The organism is Ventrimonas sp. (assembly GCF_048380235.1).
Taxonomy (GTDB): Bacteria; Bacillota; Clostridia; order Lachnospirales; family Lachnospiraceae; genus Brotaphodocola.
The window spans coordinates 22,412-39,661 of sequence record NZ_DBFCCJ010000036.1; the positions used below are offsets into that span (position 1 = coordinate 22,412).

Here is a 17,250-nt window from a genome sequence, read left to right on the forward strand (position 1 = left end):
AAATATACCCTTATTGACAAAAATTATCAATAAGGGTATATTTTTTTTACATAAGCTACGAACTGCTAAGCAGAAGGAGAATATTTATGAAATTAAATGAGGGCATCATAGGTCACACCTATCGTGTGGAAGGCGTGGCCGTAAACGAGACTATTACCAGACGTCTGGAGGCTCTTGGAGTCAACAGCATGACTCCGGTAACTCTTTTAAATAAAAAAGGAAGCGGTTCTGTGATCTTTAAGGTACGCGGAACCAGACTGGCTGTGGGCAAACGCATCAGTGACGGCATTGAAATTTCAGAGATGGAGGTGGAGAACCATGGCTGAGGACAGAATACAGACGGAGCAGAAGCAAAGACCGGCCGGACTGAAGACGGAAAAGAAGCAGACCGGACAGAATCTTCGTGAAATACGGGTTGGCTTTGTCGGTAACCCGAACTGCGGAAAAACAACCCTGTTCAATGCATTTACCGGAGCCAATTTAAAAGTCGCAAACTGGCCCGGGGTTACGGTGGAACGTGTGGAGGGGCATACCAGCTATAAAGGCCGTTCCATCAAGGTGATTGACCTTCCGGGCATCTACAGCCTGACTTCCTATACCATCGAGGAAATCGTGACAAGGCGCTGCATTGAGGACGGTGAGGTGGATGTGATCATTAACGTAGTTGATGCATCTTCCCTGGAACGAAATCTGTATCTGACCCTGCAGCTGCTGGAGCTGAAAAAACCGGTCATCCTGGCACTGAATATGATGGATATTGTAGAAGAGCGGGGAATGGAGATTGACCTGCACCGTCTGCCGGAAATGCTGGGAGGTATTCCGGTGGTCCCGGTTTCCGCAAGAAAGCGTACCGGACTGGATGTGCTGATGCACGCGGTGGTCCATCATTACGAAGAGGGACCGCAGGGCGTTGTGGTGCGTTATGATGATGCACTGGAAGAAAAGATCAGCCAGATCGAGGTGATCCTGAGGGCAAAATACGGCGAAATGGAAAATATGCGCTGGCATGCGGTTAAGCTTCTGGAGCAGGACCCGGAAGTGATGAAAGACCATCCGGTGGATATCAGTCATATTGCGGAAAAAAACTACGAAAAAGATATCATCAATGAGAAGTATAATTATATAGAGGAAGTCATGGACGAATGCATGATGGGACGCGAGGAAAAATCAGCATCTACAGACCGCATCGATTCCTGGCTTACCCATCCGGTGTTTGGTGTACCGATCTTTCTCGGAATTATGGCGCTGGTCTTTTTCCTGACGTTCACGGTGGGAGATTTTCTGAAGGGATACTTTGAAACCGGCCTGGAATGGCTTTCCGGAGCGGTGCTTGTGGCTATGCAGCATGTGCAGGCATCTGACTGGCTGATTTCCCTGGTAGTAGACGGAATTGTAGCAGGTGTAGGCGGCATTTTAACCTTCCTGCCTAACATCTTTATCCTGTTTCTGGCTCTGGCGTTCCTGGAAGACAGCGGATACATGGCCAGAGTTGCCTATGTTATGAATGAGATCATGGGCCGTGTGGGGCTCTCCGGAAAGGCTTTTCTGCCGATGCTTCTGGGCTTTGGCTGTACGGTTCCGGCGGTCATGGCATCCCGTGCGCTGGCAACCGAGCGGGACCGCCGCCGCACCATTCTCATTACACCGTTCATGTCCTGCTCTGCAAGACTTCCGATTTATGTACTTTTTTCGGAGATGTTTTTTAAAGAGCATGCTATGCTGGCGGCTTATTCCCTGTATGTGATCGGACTCATTGTGGCGATTACCATTGCGTTTATCCTGCATAAACGAGAAAAGAATAAGGACGAGGACACGCTGCTGATCGAGCTTCCGGAATACAAGACACCGAATGCCAGAACCGTGGCCATCTATGTGTGGGACAAGGTGAAAGATTATCTGACCAAAGCCGGAACCACCATTTTTGTGGCATCCATTGTGCTCTGGTTTGTCTTAAACTTTGGCATTCATGGTTATGAAACGGATGTGACCAGGAGCTTTGCGGCGGCCCTGGGACGACTCCTGGTTCCGATCCTGAGACCTGCAGGTCTTGGGACATGGCAGATCGCGGTAGCTTTGATTTCCGGCCTGTCTGCGAAAGAGGTGGTGGTGTCCAGCTTTTCCGTGCTCTATGGCATCAGCAACATTAACTCTGCGATGGGAATGGCTGAGCTTTCCAGGGTACTGGGAATTGCCGGATTTGGAATGGCAAATGCCTATGCGCTGCTGGTGTTCTGCCTGCTGTATTCCCCGTGTGTGGCTGCAGTGGGAACGATCCGGCGTGAAACCGGGTCATTAAGATTCACGATGCAGATGGTTCTGTTCCAGCTTGCGCTGGCCTGGGGATTTGCCGTTCTGATCTTTCAGATCGGAAGCCATATCCTTTAAGAGAGGACAGCGGTTCCCACCAGCTCCGGTGCGTTGGATACAATTTTCAGGCTTCCGTCCTTGCGGGAAAAAAGATAGACCTGGTTGGAAAGCTGTTCCTCCGGGGATACCTCCTGCCGGTTGATGGAAGTGACCATGGAACTGAGCGCTTCATAAGAAGTGTCCGGAAGATTCGGAGTCAGAAGGACTTCGTGGACGCTGGATGGCAGCAGGATTAAGTCTGCCTGAAGGTGGTCTGCGAAGTCCTTCAGTACGTTCTTGTAGACGAGACAGCTGGCTCCGTACAGACCGTTGCTGTTGCTGAGCACATACAGTGGAGCAGCATCTTCGGATTCGAGGAGTTTATTGATCAGCTCCGGATCATAATGTTCTCCCATGTTTTTGCGCGCGATCTCCCGCAGCAGATCTGACATGCTCTGGATCTCGGCGGGGTATTCCAACGGTGTGTTGTGGCTTGCAGCTTCCCATAAATCGTTTACGGAAATATTCCAGCGTTTCATATGTTCCTGATGAATGAGGGCGGTCATCTGACCGGCCTCATTGCGTTCCAGGGAAATAAAAAATACGATGGAAAGGTCAAGATAGGGAAGATGAGGCAGATCCTTTAAGAGCACCTGATTGGATGCGGTGTGAATGAGCCGGAACATGATCCGGGAGCGGAGCTTGGAGAAATGGTCCAGAGCATCTGTCTGGAGAAACGATGGAGTAGGAGTAGCGCGGTAGAGACGTAAAATGTCGTGGACAATCTCGTGAATATCCGTGCCGCGCTGATACTGTTCATAATAGGGATTCAGATAGATCGTGGGGGCAACGGAACAGTCAGGACTCTGGATCGTCAGACCGTCCAGGGTAACACCGTTATTTTTAGGGAGAGGCCGGAGCATGAACTGATAGGAATCACCCAGAGCCTCCTGAAGCTGACTGGTCACTGTTTCAAGAAAAGTTTCGTATACCATAGAATACCTCCGTTGACTGTTTCTGCAGGTTTCCCGAACGGGTACACAAAAAAACTGCAGAAATATAAATATAGATAATATGTAACAAAAATGGAAATAAAACAGATGATAAAGAATGTTTGGAAAAACAGAAATTTATCATGAAATTATGGAAATGGTAGTTTCATTATAAGGGATACCCTGCGTGATAGCAAGCGAAATTTAAGAAAACATTTCCTTGTGGGGAAGTGGAAAACAGGGTACAATATTTGATGGAATGTCAGAGAGTGTTCCGGCCATTGTGCATGGCCATGAAAAAAGTAAGGAATTATCAGAATATGAATCATATTGTAAAACGAATCGGAATTTTAACCGGTGTATTTGCTGCGGCGCTCTGCGTCTTTTTTTTGGCGAATAACCGATGGAACAGCGGCCAGGACCAGGCCGTATATATGGATATGGAAGCGGCATCGCTTCCCAGCATCACCGTGCAGATGCTTGGCCGTGATATGAACCGGCTGTATGGATACCGTCAGGAGATGAACACAACGGCTGCCGGAGAGAATCTGACGATCCTTCCTGAGGATCGTGCACTGACGGTGGATATTACCGGCGGTGGAGTTACCGGGATCAGCTACGAGGTCCGCAGCATGGACCGCGCACGCCTGGTGGAGCGCACAGAGGTGTCGGACTGGCAGCAGACCCAGCAGGGAATTGCAGCTACTCTGCCGATTCAGAATCTTCTCACAAAGGAACGGGAATACCAGCTGATAATTCAGCTTGATACAGAAAATTATGGCTCTGTGTATTACTACACCAGGATCCTCTGGACAGATTCTGCGCAGCATGCCAGGGATATGGTTGATCTGGCAGCAGATTTTTCCATCAAGACCTTTGATTATGAGCAGGCCAAAAGCCTGACCACATATCTTGAGACCAGTCCGTCGGAGGATAACAGTACCTTTGGACATACCTCCATTCATTCCAGCTTTTCCCAGCTGACCTGGGGAAAGCTGAATATGCAGCCGGAAGGCAATGTGGAGATCCGCTTAAAAGAACTGGATGGCGTGATGTGCGGCGTACAGCTTTCCTATCAGGCAAAGCGGCAGGGAGATGGCGCAGAGGAAACGTATGAGGTCGAGGAAGATTTTACCCTGAAATGGAATGAGCTTCGCATTTACATGATGCAGTATGACCGGACAGTAAATCAGATCTTTGCAGGTGACCGCAGTGAGTATTCCGGAAAGCGTATCCTGCTTGGCATCACGCAGGATGACCGCGTAGAGCTGGTAAAGAGCGCCGGCGGAAAGACCCTGGCGTACCGGGTGAACCGGGATCTCTGGAGCTTTGAGCCGGAAGACCGCCGTGCCGTGAGGATTTTTTCCTTCCGCGATGATGACAGCACAGATGTGCGGAGCAACTACGACCATCATGATGTCAGGATCCTTTCTGTGGAAGATGACGGCGATGTGGATTTTCTGGTATATGGTTATATGAACCGTGGAAATCATGAGGGTGAGAATGGGATTGCCGGATACCATTATACGGCAGCCGGTAATGCACTGGAAGAACGATATTTTATTCCGTATTCCGGATCCTATGAGCAGCTGGCGGCAGATCTTGACTGTCTGGCTACTCAGACCGCCGGCGGCATGCTGTATCTGTATGTGGATCATGCCATTTACGGGATCGACATGAACAGCCGGGAGAATATGGTCGTTGCAGATTCACTCACGGATGGAACCTTTGCTGTCAGTACGGATAAGAAGCGGATCGCATGGCAGGAGGGAACGCTCTATGAGTCCCGTATTTTGCATCTGATGGATTTAGAGACAGGTGAAAACCGTGAGGTTCGCGCTTCAGATGGAGAATATGTCCGTACTCTTGGCTTTGTAGGACGGGATCTGGTGTATGGCACATCCAGGGAGGATGACATCTGGCTGGTGAATGGCCGGACTGAGAACCTTCCTATGTACAGTGTCCGCATCATCAATGACCAGATGGAGGAGGAAACCAGCTACGGTAAATCCGGAACCTACATTTCTGAGGTTACGGTAGATGAAAGCCGTATTCATTTAAAACGTGTCACGAAAACCGGACCGCACACCTATGCAGACAGTCCGGAGGATACCATCGTCTGCAATGTGGACCTTGGACATGGAAAACTGGAAGGAATTGGATGGTATGCATCACCGGAAAAAGAACGTGTTTACTTTGTGGAACTGGCGCAGGAGCTGAAGGGTGGGCGCAGTATCCGTTTCCAGGCTCCGAAACGGGTAAGCTTCGAGCAGTCTGACCGTCTTGAGTTAAAGTCCAATGCCCAGCTTTCCGATATGGAGTTTTACGCATACGGAAGCGGCCATCTGTTAAAGGTGACATCCGATTTTTCCGAGGCACTGCAGCTGGCATATGATCAGATGGGGGTTGTCACAGATAAGGACCGCAATATACTGTGGAACCGTGTCAAGCGCGGTAATATCCGGAATATCCGTGACCCGCAGTCTGCCTTTGCTCCGCTGGCACGTCATCTGGATACCTTCACGGAGAGTCAGGTTTATGAGAATGAAAACCTGGTGGTCCTGAATGCCCGCGGAAGCAGCCTGGCACAGATGCTGTATTTTATCGATCAGGGAATTCCGGTGGCCGGTTATACGGGGGAAGGACAGTATCTGATCCTCTGCGGTTTTGACCAGTACAATGTAACCGTGTTTGATCCGCAGAGCGGGGAACTTTACAAAGCAGGATTGAATGACAGTACCGAGTACTTCCGCGTGAGGGGAAATGATTTCATCTGCGCGGTGAACCTCCGGTAATGCGTTTTTTCTTTACAAAACGGGAATCTGTGGTATAATCATTAAGATTTAATAAAAATGTAAAGTTTTACTTTTCCTATAGAGGTGTGTAATGAATCAGTATATTATGAAAGGCGGCAATCCGCTGGTAGGAGATGTTGTGATCAGCGGAGCAAAGAATGCCGCGCTTGGTATTCTGGCAGCTTCCATTATGACAGATGAGGAGGTTGTCATCGAAAATCTTCCGGATGTACGTGATATCAATGTGCTTCTGGAGGCAATCCAGGAGATTGGAGCGCAGGTTGACCGTATCGATCGTCATACCGTAAAGATCAACGGATCTACCATCCATGAGGTATCGGTAGATGACGAATACATCCGCCGCATCCGTGCTTCCTATTATTTTATCGGTGCGCTTCTCGGCAAGTACAAGAGTGCCCAGGTACCGCTTCCGGGAGGCTGTGATATCGGCAGCAGACCGATCGACCAGCATTTGAAGGGCTTTCGGGCATTGGGAGCCAGAATCGAGATTGAACGTGGAGCTGTTCATGCACATGCGATTGATTTGGTAGGTGCCCATATTTATCTGGATATGGTTTCTGTGGGCGCGACCATCAACATCATGATGGCAGCAGCCATGGCAGAGGGCATGACCATCCTTGAAAATGCGGCAAAAGAGCCTCATGTCGTAGACGTGGCGAACTTCTTAAACAGCATGGGAGCCAATATCAAGGGAGCCGGTACGGATGTCATCCGTATCCGCGGTGTCAGAACTCTGCACGGGACCGATTATTCTATCATTCCGGATCAGATCGAGGCCGGCACGTTTATGTGTGCGGCAGCTGTGACCCGGGGTGATATTACCGTAAAAAACGTGATTCCGAAGCATCTTGAAGCAATTTCCGCAAAGCTGATCGAGATCGGCTGTGAGGTGATCGAGGGAGATGACGAGGTACGCGTGGTCGGACGGCCGAAGCAGTGCTCAACCAATATCAAGACACTGCCATATCCGGGCTTCCCGACCGATATGCAGCCTCAGATGGCTGTGACGCTGGCTTTGGCAGAGGGAACCAGCATGATCACTGAAAGCATTTTTGAGAACCGCTTCAAATATGTGGATGAACTGGCACGTATGGGCGGAAATATCAAGGTAGAGGGCAATGTAGCTGTCATTGATGGCGTAAGGGGCTTTACCGGGGCACGCGTGGAGTCTCCGGATCTTCGCGCCGGAGCGGCACTGGTACTCGCAGGTCTCTCGGCAGAAGGATATACCGTGGTGGATGAGATTGGCTACATCCAGCGCGGATATGAAAAATTTGAGGAGAAGCTTCAGGGACTTGGTGCAGCCATCGAGATGGTGGATTCTGAGAAAGAAGCACAGAAGTTCCGCTTAAAGATTGGATAATTGCTGCAGGCTGTCTGTTTTATCAGGATAGGATGAACGGACAGCCTGTTTTGCTCTATACGGATCGATCTGGAGCAATTTGGTAAGAATTGTAAGCAAATCGTTAAATTCTGTAGGGAAATTGTTAGGTTCCGGACACAAACTGTACACGTTTTTCTGGTAACCTGTAAGTAATCAGATAAGAAATCGTGATATATAGATCAGTAAATCCGAAGGATGCAAAAGGAGGATGATATCAGTATGAAGTTATGGAAAAAAAGTTTAGCCGGTCTGATCGGCGCAGCGCTGCTTACAGCACTTGCTGCAGGAACTGCCCTGGCAGCAGAGAGCAGGACCAAAATTACCAGTGTCAGCATTACCATTGATTCTGACATCGCAGTAGGAGACAGCGGCGGAAGTGTTACTGCTACCGCAAACGGCAGCAATTATGATGTAACCGATGTTGACATTGTAAATGACGATGGCGAGTGGGTCGACGGAGATGTTCCGAGAGTTGAGATTACTCTGGAAGCAGACAGCGATTATTATTTTGCTTCCATGGCGAAATCCAAGGTTTCTTTAAAGGGAGATAAGGCAACCTATGTTTCTTCCAGAAGAGAAGATTCCAGCTCTACCCTGATCATCACTGTGAAGCTGGATGATCTGGAAGGAACCATGGAGATTGATAATGTATCCTGGGAAAATGACAATTCTCCGATTGCAACCTGGGAAACTACCTCAGGAGCAGTCAGCTATCAGGTGCGTTTATACCGCGGCAGCAGCTCGGTAGGCAGTGCAGTCACTACCAGCAGCGAGTATTACAACTTTGCTTCCAGTATTACCAGAGAGGGTGAGTATTACTTCAAGGTTCGCGCAGTAAACAGCAACAGCAAAAAAGGAGACTGGTACGAATCTGATTACATCTATGTGGATGAGGAGATGCTTGCAAACATCAAGGCCGGCAACTATACAACCGGCAATACCTCTTCCGGCAGTACGGCCAATACTCCGGGCGGAAGCACCCGGCAGGCAGCCTGGGTCAAGGACAGCGTAGGCTGGTGGTATCGCTTTGCTGACGGCACTTACCCGACAAACGGCTGGCTGCAGATCAACGGCCAGTGGTACTGCTTTGACAGTGTGGGCTATATGCGTACAGGCTGGATCCAGGCAGGAGACGGAAATTACTACTACTGCGACCTGACCAACGGCAACATGCTGACCAATACCTGGACTCCGGATGGCTACTATGTCAATGCCTCTGGTATATGGGTAAAGGGCAAGACCAGATAAAAAAGATCAAAAAGCAGGAAAGTCCTTGACAGTGGACAGGGAATCTGTTAAGATATGACACGCAGCTGTGATCTATAGCTGCGTGTTTTTGTTACCATTCAGATCGGGGAAGCGCCTCTGGCGCGTCCGCTGATAAATTGAAAAGTGCGTAATCCCTTATTCAGAGTGATGGAGATACAAAGGATCTGTGAAGTCACGGCAACCCCATACGAAATGCTACTGGCAGGAGCGTGCGGAAGGTGCCAACCTGAGCGAGAAATCGAGCAATAAGAGGATTTGATCGAATCAGAAATCAAGTCCGCAGCGTTGCTACGGACTTTTCTTTTGTTTATTTATTATTATTCTAAGGAGGATTTTCATGGAAAAGTTACTGTTTACTTCCGAGTCTGTTACCGAGGGACATCCGGATAAAATGTGCGATGCAATTTCTGATGCAATTCTGGATGCGCTGATGGAAAAAGACCCGATGAGCCGTGTTGCATGTGAGACCTGCACCACCACCGGCCTGGTTATGGTCATGGGTGAGATTACCACCAACGCGTATGTTGACATTCAGAAGATCGTGCGCGAGACCGTACGTGAAATTGGTTATGACCGCGCGAAATATGGATTTGACTGCGATACCTGCGGCGTGATCGTAGCGCTGGATGAGCAGTCCAAGGATATTGCACTGGGTGTAGATACCGCACTGGAGAAAAAAGAGAACACCATGGACGATGACGCACTGGATGCCATCGGTGCAGGTGACCAGGGTATGATGTTCGGTTTCGCAACCAATGAGACCGAGGAGTACATGCCGTATCCGATTGCCCTGGCACACAAGCTGTCACGTCAGCTGACCAAGGTCCGCAAGGATGGAACTCTCCGTTACCTTCGCCCGGATGGAAAGACCCAGGTTACCGTAGAGTACGATGAGAACGGCAAGGCAAAGCGTCTGGATGCAGTAGTTCTTTCTACCCAGCATGATGAGGAAGTAACCCAGGAACAGATTCATGCAGACATTAAGAAATATGTATTTGATGAGATCCTTCCGGCAGAGATGGTAGACGCTGAGACCAAGTTTTTCATCAATCCGACCGGACGTTTCGTGATCGGCGGACCGCACGGAGACAGCGGCCTGACCGGACGTAAGATCATCGTAGACACCTATGGCGGCTACGCACGTCACGGCGGCGGCGCATTTTCCGGTAAGGACTGCACCAAGGTAGACCGTTCCGCAGCGTATGCAGCACGTTATGTTGCAAAGAACATTGTTGCGGCAGGACTGGCTGATAAGTGTGAGATCCAGCTTTCCTACGCAATCGGCGTGGCCCATCCGACTTCCATCATGGCAGACACCTTTGGAACCGGTAAGCTCTCAAATGAGAAGCTGGTTGAGATCATCCGCGCAAACTTTGATTTAAGACCGGCCGGTATCATCAAGATGCTTGATCTGCGCCGTCCGATCTACAAGCAGACCGCAGCATATGGCCACTTCGGTCGTACGGATCTGGATCTTCCGTGGGAGAAACTGGACAAGGTGGATGTTCTGAAGGCATATCTGTAATAGAAAATATACGACAATAGAAAGGACCGGAAGTCCGCTGCGGCGGATTTTCCGGTCCTTGCCTGTTTTTGATTTTTTATGATTCCGGAGCTACGATCTTGGCAATCATACGATTTGGCAAACAGACGATCAGTTCTCCGTTCATGGAGACTTTGCCCTGATGCACGCACACCTTGTCGGGACAGGAAGCTTCACTGACCCATGCAGCACCATTCTGGATGATCAGATGGTTGGTGCCGCCGTTTGCGCCGTCTATGATGAGATCAGCATCCTGATTTAAGTCCAGTGTCTGGACAAGGTGGCCGTCTACGGTGATTTCGACCCGGGCAGCCGGCTGCCTGTGCATGGCCTGATTAATCAGAAATCCGGCGGAGGCAGCCGCAAGAAGGATCAGGACCAGAATGATTTCCCGCTTTTTTTTTGTCATGGGATCTCTCTTTCTAAAATGATAGGATAATGATATAATGGTTAAAGATTCTGAACTGGATAATCCGGACAGAAGTCAGAGCTTTTTCGTGTTTGAACTATAGCATAGAAGCAGGGAGATGTCAAATTGGAAAACAGAAAACCTGGTCAGAAGCGCAGAATACGGGGCCATGCGGATAAAGCCGCCTTATATGGCCTGCTTATTGCCCTGGCTTTTATATTCAGCTATGTGGAGGCGCTGATCCCGCTTCCGGTTCCGGTGCCCGGTATCAAGCTGGGCCTTGCAAACCTGGTGAATGTAGTGGGGCTATATACAGTGGGGGCCGCAGGAACCCTGGTGGTCGGGCTCCTTCGTATTGTGATGGTGGGCTTTACGTTCAGTAATCCGGGCAGTATGCTGTATGCACTTGCGGGCGGCATCCTAAGTCTTGCGGTTATGGCGCTTGCAAAAAAAATGGATTGGTTTGAGAAAACCGGAGTCAGCATTCTTGGCGGTGTGTTTCATAATATTGGACAGCTTTCCATGGCAGCCTGGATCACAGGGACAGCGGGGGTATTTACATATCTGCCGGTGCTTCTGGTGACCGGTGTCATCACGGGAGGAGTCATTGGCCTGCTTGGCGGCCTGGTGACAGAACGTATTGCGCCGGTCATTCAGCGCATGCGCCGGTAAATCTGCAGCGTCGGCATAAAAAATTGTAGACAGGACAAAGATTATTCTATGGAACTGCAGACAAAAACGGATTATACTGAAAGAAATATATAAAAACATGGGGAATGGGGAGGTTATATATGGTTTACACAGCAATCAAGAAACTGGTGCAGTATGGTCTGGAGACCGGTCTGATCACAGAAACAGACCGTATTTATGCAACAAATCAGCTTTTGGAGGCATTAAAACTGGAAGCCTATGAGGAACCGGAAGATCCGGTAGAAACAGGAAGCCTGGAGGAAATCCTGAGAGAACTTCTGGACTATGCCTGTGAGCAGGGTCTGATCGAAGACAGCATTGCCTATCGTGATCTGTTTGACGCGAAGCTGATGAACTGTCTGATGCCGCGTCCGTCCGAGGTGGAACAGATTTTCTGGAACCGCTATCAGGAGGGCGGTCCGGAGGCGGCTACCAATTATTTTTATAAACTCAGTCAGGATTCTGACTATATCCGCAGATACCGGGTCTGCAAGGATCAGAAATGGGTGACCAGCACACCGTATGGAGATCTGGATATCACCATTAATTTATCAAAGCCGGAGAAAGATCCGAAGGCTATCGCGGCTGCCAAGCTGGCAAAGCAGAGCGGCTACCCGAAATGTCTGCTTTGCATGGAGAATGAGGGCTACGCAGGTCGTCTGAACCATCCGGCCAGAAACAATCACCGTATTATCCGCATCACGGTGAATGAGAGCCGCTGGGGATTTCAGTATTCCCCATATGTATATTATAATGAGCATTGTATTGTCTTTAACGGGCAGCATACCCCGATGAAGATTGACCGCTCTGCGTTTGTGAAGCTGTTTGATTTTGTAAAACAATTCCCGCATTATTTCCTGGGATCCAATGCCGACCTGCCGATCGTTGGCGGCTCCATTCTGAGTCATGATCATTTTCAGGGAGGTCATTATACCTTTGCCATGGCGCGGGCCGGCATGGAACAGAAGTTTACCATGCCGGGCTTTGAGGATGTGGAGGCAGGAATCGTGCACTGGCCGATGTCTGTTCTTCGTCTTAGCGGTGAGAATCCGGACCGCCTGATCGATCTGGGCGAAAAGGTGCTGACAGCATGGCGCGGTTACACCGATGAGGCAGCGTTTGTCTATGCAGAGACAAACGGAGAGCCGCACAACACCATTACTCCAATCGCGCGCAAAAACGGAAACTGCTACGAGCTGGATCTGGTGCTGCGCAATAATATCACAACGGAAGAATTCCCGCTGGGCGTTTACCATCCACACCAGGAGCTGCATCACATCAAGAAGGAAAATATTGGTCTGATCGAGGTGATGGGACTTGCGGTGCTTCCGTCCCGCTTAAAGGATGAGCTGGCGAGGCTGGCCGATGCGATCATAGATGGCAGTGATATCCGTGCCGATGAGATGCTGGCAAAGCATGCTGACTGGGTGGATCAGTTTAAGCCTCATTACGCGTCCATTACGAGAGAAAATGTGGACGATATCTTAAAAGAAGAAGTCGGAAAGATATTTGCCCGGGTTCTGGAGGATGCCGGTGTCTACAAGTGCACGCCGGAGGGCCGCGAGGCATTTGGACGGTTCCTGGCCACGGTCGGATTCCAAAAAAATGAAAATGTATAAGTGTTTATAATTCTTTCAATATGACGGTTCTTCTGTCGGAATGTTTGTCTGACAGAGAACCGTCACTTTATTTTGTTCAAAATATGCTTTCGAAAATAATGAAAACCGGTAACCACAAGAAAATGATTGTGAAACAGGCAATGAAAATGGTGATTGTAATTGTGAAAAACACGCGCTATATTACAAAATCATAAAAGCTGCACAAGGGAGGATGTCATCATGGAAAAACAGCAGAGCGAAAATGTGCTTCAGCAGAAAGAAAAACATCAGAGAAATGCGGCAGATTTACTTGTGGAATGTCTGCAGGAGGAAGGTGTGGAATACATATTCGGAATCCCAGGCGAAGAGAACCTGGCAGTGATGAATGCGATCGATCAGTCCCCGATCCGGTTTATTACCACACGCCATGAGCAGGGGGCTGCGTTTATGGCAGATGTATATGGAAGACTGACTGGTAAGGCGGGGGTTTGTCTGGCTACGCTGGGACCTGGCGCAACCAACCTGGTAACCGGTGTGGCAGATGCAGACGGTGATGGAGCGCCATTAGTGGCTATTACCGGACAGGTGGGAACGGAGCGCATGCACATTACCGGACATCAGTTCCTGGATCTGACAAAGATGTTTGAACCGATCACCAAGCGTACCAAGATGGTGGTACGCCCGGATACCGTGGGCGAGATAGTACGTCTGGCGTTCAAATACGCAGAGAGTGAAAAGCCGGGAGCAACCCACATTGATTTGCCAGTGAATGTAGCGAAAATGCCGGTTCCGGAAGGCGAAAAGCCACTTCACAAAAAGACCGCACCGAAGGAATACGCGGAGCTGGATACCGTGCAGGATGCGGCAGGTATGATCTTCCAGGCAAAGAATCCGGTGATCCTGGCTGGAAGCAGCGTAGTAAGAGGACATGCATCAAAGGAACTGACAGAGTTTGCCACAAAGCTGAAGATTCCAGTCATCAATACCATGATGGCAAAGGGCGTGATCCCGTTTGACAATCCGTATTCCATGTGGACCATAGGCATCCCCCAGAAGGATTATCAGAACAAGATCATGGAAGAAGCAGACCTGGTTATCGCTGTGGGCTATGATATCGTAGAATACGCGCCGGCCAAGTGGAATCCGGAAGGAAAGATTGATATTGTTCACGTTGATATGCGCCCGGCTCATATCAATAAGCTGTATCAGCCGGAGGTGGAAGTGGTAGGGGATATTGCAGATGCCCTGGTACAGATTGGAAGAAGAACCTCCAGACGCCAGGAACCGGAGCGTGCCCTGGAAATCAAGCAGATGATGGTAGAGGAGCATGAGTCTTATGCTTCTGATGATTCTTTCCCGATGAAACCGCAGAGGATCTTAAGTGATGTACGCAGGGTCATGGGTCGTGAGGATATCGTAATCTCAGATGTAGGTGCCCACAAGATGTGGATTGCCCGTCATTACAACTGCTACGAGCCGAATACCTGTATTATTTCCAATGGTTTCGCGACTATGGGAATTTCCGTGCCAGGCGCGATCGGGGCAAAGCTGGTATATCCGGAGAAAAAAATTCTGGCTGTGTGCGGGGACGGAGGATTCATGATGAACTGCCAGGAATTTGAGACGGCCTTGCGGGTAAAGGCACCCTTTGTCACCCTGATCTTCAACGATTCCAGCTATGGCCTCATCAAATGGAAACAGATGGACCAGTACGGAAAGAGCTGCTGTGTAGATTTTACGAATCCGGATTTTGTGAAGTTTGCGGAAAGTATGGGGGCAATTGGTTACCGCATCACAAAAGCAGAAGAGCTGGTGCCAACCCTTGAAAAGGCATTCGAGCAGAATGTTCCGGTTATCATTGACTGCCCGGTGGATTATGCGGAAAACACAAAGCTGACAGCGCACCTGAAAGAACTGATGGAGAAGCTGTAACAACATAAAATAGATACTGAAAAAAGAATGCTGGGTTTCCAACATTCTTTTTTTGTGCTATGATGAACTGGTCTGTTCAAAAAAATAAGAAAGGTCAGAAAACATGAATCACGGAAAAAAAACGTTTCTTCTTGCATTGGCTTCGGCAGTTGTTCTGTCCGGCTGTTCAGGCAGCGGCCAGCAGATGACAGCGTACGATGCCCAGTATCTGGATTATTTTGATACGGTAACCAGCATCACGATCTACGCAAAGAATGAAGCAGAGTTTGAACAATATAAAAGCCTGGCAGAAGACACCATGAAAAAGTATCATGAGCTGTTTGATATTTATGATAATTATGATGGTGTCAGCAATATCAAAACCATCAATGACAACGCGGGGATCGCGCCGGTTACGGTAGATCCGGAGCTTATCAGTCTGCTGGAATTTTCCAGACAGGAGTATGAGAAAACCGGCGGAAGGGTCAATGTGGCAATGGGAAGTGTGCTTTCCATCTGGCATGAATACCGGGAAGCAGGCCTGAAAGACCCTTCCCGGGCACAGATCCCGGATATGCAGAAGCTTCAGCAGGCGGCACAGCATACAGATCTGGAACAGGTACAGATTGATCCGCAGGCCTCAACGGTGTATCTGCCGGATCAGGAAATGAGCCTGGATGTGGGAGCCATCGCAAAGGGATATGCCACAAAACGACTGGCAGAGACACTTGAGGAAGCAGGGGTGACGTCTGCGCTGTTAAGCCTTGGCGGCAATGTGGAAACCATCGGGACCAAGGCGGATGGAAAGCCATGGCGCGTTGGGGTTCAGAATCCGGATACCAGCGCAGCACAGTCATATCTGAAGGTTGTGAATCTGAATGACAGCTGCCTGGTGACCAGCGGGACTTATCAGCGTTATTATGAGGTAGACGGTGTGCGGTATCATCACATCATCAATCCGGATACGCTGATGCCATGGAACAAGTATGATTCTGTGAGTATTCTCTGCGGGGACAGCGCACTGGCAGATGCGCTTTCCACGGCAGTTTTTAACATGGACCCGGAGGAAGGAAGGGCATTTATCGAGGCGCAGGATGGTGTGGAGGCACTGTGGGTGTTTCCGGATGGAACGGAGATGGAGAGCAGTGGCTTTGGTGCTTATGTGAGTCAGTGATGCTTCGGAAATACAGAAAATATACATGAGGGAATGAAAAGTCGAGGACAATAAAATATGGAAGCAAAAACAAGAAAAACAGCAGGACACAGCGCAATGCTGCTCCTTGCGGCCCTGGTCTGGGGGATTGCCTTTGTAGCCCAGAGTGAGGGACTGAATTATGTAGAAACCTTTACCTTTAATACATGCCGGTTTCTTCTTGGCGGAGCAGTACTGATCCCGTGTATTTTTTTCATGCATGGAAGAAAAGACAGTATATGGCAGACATTGTCTGAAAAAGAAAAGAAAGAGCAGACCCGTATGGGCATCATCGGCGGCATCTGCTGTGGCTGTGTGCTTTGCCTGGCAAGCTGTCTGCAGCAGTTTGGTATTGGGCAGACTACGGTGGGAAAGGCCGGATTTATCACGACTCTGTATATCATCATCGTGCCGTTTATGGGCCTGTTTTTAAAGAAAAAGGCCGGCATTAATATCTGGATCAGTGCAGTGATCGCGGCTGTGGGGATGTATTTTCTGTGCATTACGGAATCCTTCTCCATCGGAGCGGGAGACCGGTTGGTGCTGATGTGCTCCGTGGTATTTTCCGTGCACATTCTGGTGATCGATTACTTTTCTCCAAAAGCAGATGGCGTGGTGATTTCCTGTGTGCAGTTTTTCACCGCAGGCGTACTTGCCTGCGTGCTGATGCTGCTATTTGAGCATCCATCTATGTCTGCAGTCATTGCGGCAGCAGCACCGATCCTTTATGCAGGCGTGATGTCCTGCGGTGTCGGCTATACCCTGCAGGTCGTAGCCCAGAATGGTGTGGATCCGACTATAGCCTCCCTTCTGTTAAGTCTGGAATCCGTGTTCTCTGTTCTGGCCGGATGGGTGATCCTGGGACAGAAGCTTTCCGGAAGAGAGCTCTTTGGATGCGCACTGGTATTCACAGCGGTGCTGCTGGTGCAGATACCGACAGAAAAGCTGTTTCCATGCAGGAAATAAAAATATTGAGACGGAACCACTAAAAGGTCCGAAGTTCCGGAAACCGCGTACAGAAACGCAGAAACGGTGGAATTTTGCGCTTTGTTCACTGCGCCGCCTATTGTCAGACCTGCGACCCAAACTCGCACGCGCTG

The 17,250-nt window shown here is 49.5% G+C and carries 13 protein-coding genes and 1 riboswitch; of the genes, 11 read left to right on the plus strand and 2 right to left on the minus strand.

The window, feature by feature from the left end; translation table 11 throughout:
* Positions 1-80: 80 nt before the first annotated feature.
* Positions 81-326: a FeoA family protein gene (locus ACMP1L_RS06160; protein ID WP_177304587.1), complete on the plus strand. Its 246-nt coding sequence runs from the start codon at positions 81-83 to the stop codon at positions 324-326.
* Positions 319-2,385, plus strand: a complete 2,067-nt coding sequence (feoB, locus tag ACMP1L_RS06165; RefSeq protein ID WP_418452371.1) for a ferrous iron transport protein B — start codon at positions 319-321, stop codon at positions 2,383-2,385. The genes ACMP1L_RS06160 and feoB overlap by 8 nt, the downstream gene beginning before the upstream one ends.
* Here feoB and ACMP1L_RS06170 read toward each other — a convergent pair.
* On the minus strand, positions 2,382-3,341 hold the full coding sequence (locus ACMP1L_RS06170; RefSeq protein WP_373242633.1) for a DUF5688 family protein: 960 nt from the start codon (positions 3,339-3,341) through the stop codon (positions 2,382-2,384). The two genes, feoB and ACMP1L_RS06170, sit on opposite strands and share 4 nt — an antisense overlap.
* Positions 3,342-3,658: 317 nt before the next feature.
* Here ACMP1L_RS06170 and ACMP1L_RS06175 point away from each other — a divergent pair, with 317 nt between their 5' ends.
* The 4 genes from ACMP1L_RS06175 (at position 3,659) to metK (ending at position 10,332) form a co-directional block, all read left to right on the plus strand.
* Positions 3,659-6,133 carry a hypothetical protein gene (locus ACMP1L_RS06175; RefSeq protein ID WP_418452373.1) on the plus strand — a complete coding sequence of 825 codons (2,475 nt, stop codon included), beginning with the start codon at positions 3,659-3,661 and terminating at the stop codon, positions 6,131-6,133.
* 91 nt (positions 6,134-6,224) lie between these two features.
* Positions 6,225-7,517 (plus strand): UDP-N-acetylglucosamine 1-carboxyvinyltransferase, encoded by a 1,293-nt coding sequence (locus ACMP1L_RS06180; protein WP_118733703.1) that lies wholly within the window; start codon positions 6,225-6,227, stop codon positions 7,515-7,517.
* 240 nt (positions 7,518-7,757) lie between these two features.
* Positions 7,758-8,786, plus strand: coding sequence for a hypothetical protein (locus tag ACMP1L_RS06185; RefSeq protein ID WP_418452375.1), 1,029 nt, complete (start codon positions 7,758-7,760; stop codon positions 8,784-8,786).
* 153 nt (positions 8,787-8,939) lie between these two features.
* Positions 8,940-9,059, plus strand: a riboswitch (SAM riboswitch).
* An 85-nt stretch (positions 9,060-9,144) separates the two neighbouring features.
* On the plus strand, positions 9,145-10,332 hold the full coding sequence (gene metK, locus ACMP1L_RS06190) for a methionine adenosyltransferase (RefSeq protein ID WP_118733705.1): 1,188 nt from the start codon (positions 9,145-9,147) through the stop codon (positions 10,330-10,332).
* Between the two features lie 76 nt (positions 10,333-10,408).
* Here the strand turns inward: metK and ACMP1L_RS06195 are convergent, their stop codons facing one another.
* Entirely contained in the window at positions 10,409-10,759 is a 351-nt protein-coding gene (locus ACMP1L_RS06195) for a NusG domain II-containing protein (protein ID WP_118733706.1), read from the minus strand.
* Between the two features lie 126 nt (positions 10,760-10,885).
* Between ACMP1L_RS06195 and ACMP1L_RS06200 the strand changes: the two genes are divergently transcribed.
* The 5 genes from ACMP1L_RS06200 to ACMP1L_RS06220 all read left to right on the plus strand — a co-directional run bounded on the left by ACMP1L_RS06200 (position 10,886) and on the right by ACMP1L_RS06220 (position 17,116).
* On the plus strand, positions 10,886-11,431 hold the full coding sequence (locus tag ACMP1L_RS06200) for a Gx transporter family protein (RefSeq protein ID WP_373242642.1): 546 nt from the start codon (positions 10,886-10,888) through the stop codon (positions 11,429-11,431).
* Between the two features lie 119 nt (positions 11,432-11,550).
* Positions 11,551-13,068: a UDP-glucose--hexose-1-phosphate uridylyltransferase gene (galT, locus tag ACMP1L_RS06205; protein WP_418452377.1), complete on the plus strand. Its 1,518-nt coding sequence runs from the start codon at positions 11,551-11,553 to the stop codon at positions 13,066-13,068.
* 219 nt (positions 13,069-13,287) lie between these two features.
* On the plus strand, positions 13,288-14,979 hold the full coding sequence (locus tag ACMP1L_RS06210) for an acetolactate synthase large subunit (protein ID WP_418452378.1): 1,692 nt from the start codon (positions 13,288-13,290) through the stop codon (positions 14,977-14,979).
* A 103-nt stretch (positions 14,980-15,082) separates the two neighbouring features.
* Positions 15,083-16,132: an FAD:protein FMN transferase gene (locus ACMP1L_RS06215; RefSeq protein ID WP_118733710.1), complete on the plus strand. Its 1,050-nt coding sequence runs from the start codon at positions 15,083-15,085 to the stop codon at positions 16,130-16,132.
* A 57-nt stretch (positions 16,133-16,189) separates the two neighbouring features.
* On the plus strand, positions 16,190-17,116 hold the full coding sequence (locus ACMP1L_RS06220) for a DMT family transporter (protein ID WP_418452380.1): 927 nt from the start codon (positions 16,190-16,192) through the stop codon (positions 17,114-17,116).
* The last annotated feature ends 134 nt before the right edge of the window (positions 17,117-17,250 follow it).

Coding starts and splice junctions, on each gene's coding strand:
- feoB (WP_418452371.1), top strand. CDS start 319: ATGGCTGAGGACAGAATACAGACGGAGCAGAAGCAAAGACCGGCCGGA.
- ACMP1L_RS06170 (WP_373242633.1), bottom strand. CDS start 3,341: ATGGTATACGAAACTTTTCTTGAAACAGTGACCAGTCAGCTTCAGGAG.
- ACMP1L_RS06175 (WP_418452373.1), top strand. CDS start 3,659: ATGAATCATATTGTAAAACGAATCGGAATTTTAACCGGTGTATTTGCT.
- ACMP1L_RS06180 (WP_118733703.1), top strand. CDS start 6,225: ATGAATCAGTATATTATGAAAGGCGGCAATCCGCTGGTAGGAGATGTT.
- ACMP1L_RS06185 (WP_418452375.1), top strand. CDS start 7,758: ATGAAGTTATGGAAAAAAAGTTTAGCCGGTCTGATCGGCGCAGCGCTG.
- metK (WP_118733705.1), top strand. CDS start 9,145: ATGGAAAAGTTACTGTTTACTTCCGAGTCTGTTACCGAGGGACATCCG.
- ACMP1L_RS06195 (WP_118733706.1), bottom strand. CDS start 10,759: ATGACAAAAAAAAAGCGGGAAATCATTCTGGTCCTGATCCTTCTTGCG.
- galT (WP_418452377.1), top strand. CDS start 11,551: ATGGTTTACACAGCAATCAAGAAACTGGTGCAGTATGGTCTGGAGACC.
- ACMP1L_RS06210 (WP_418452378.1), top strand. CDS start 13,288: ATGGAAAAACAGCAGAGCGAAAATGTGCTTCAGCAGAAAGAAAAACAT.
- ACMP1L_RS06215 (WP_118733710.1), top strand. CDS start 15,083: ATGAATCACGGAAAAAAAACGTTTCTTCTTGCATTGGCTTCGGCAGTT.
- ACMP1L_RS06220 (WP_418452380.1), top strand. CDS start 16,190: ATGGAAGCAAAAACAAGAAAAACAGCAGGACACAGCGCAATGCTGCTC.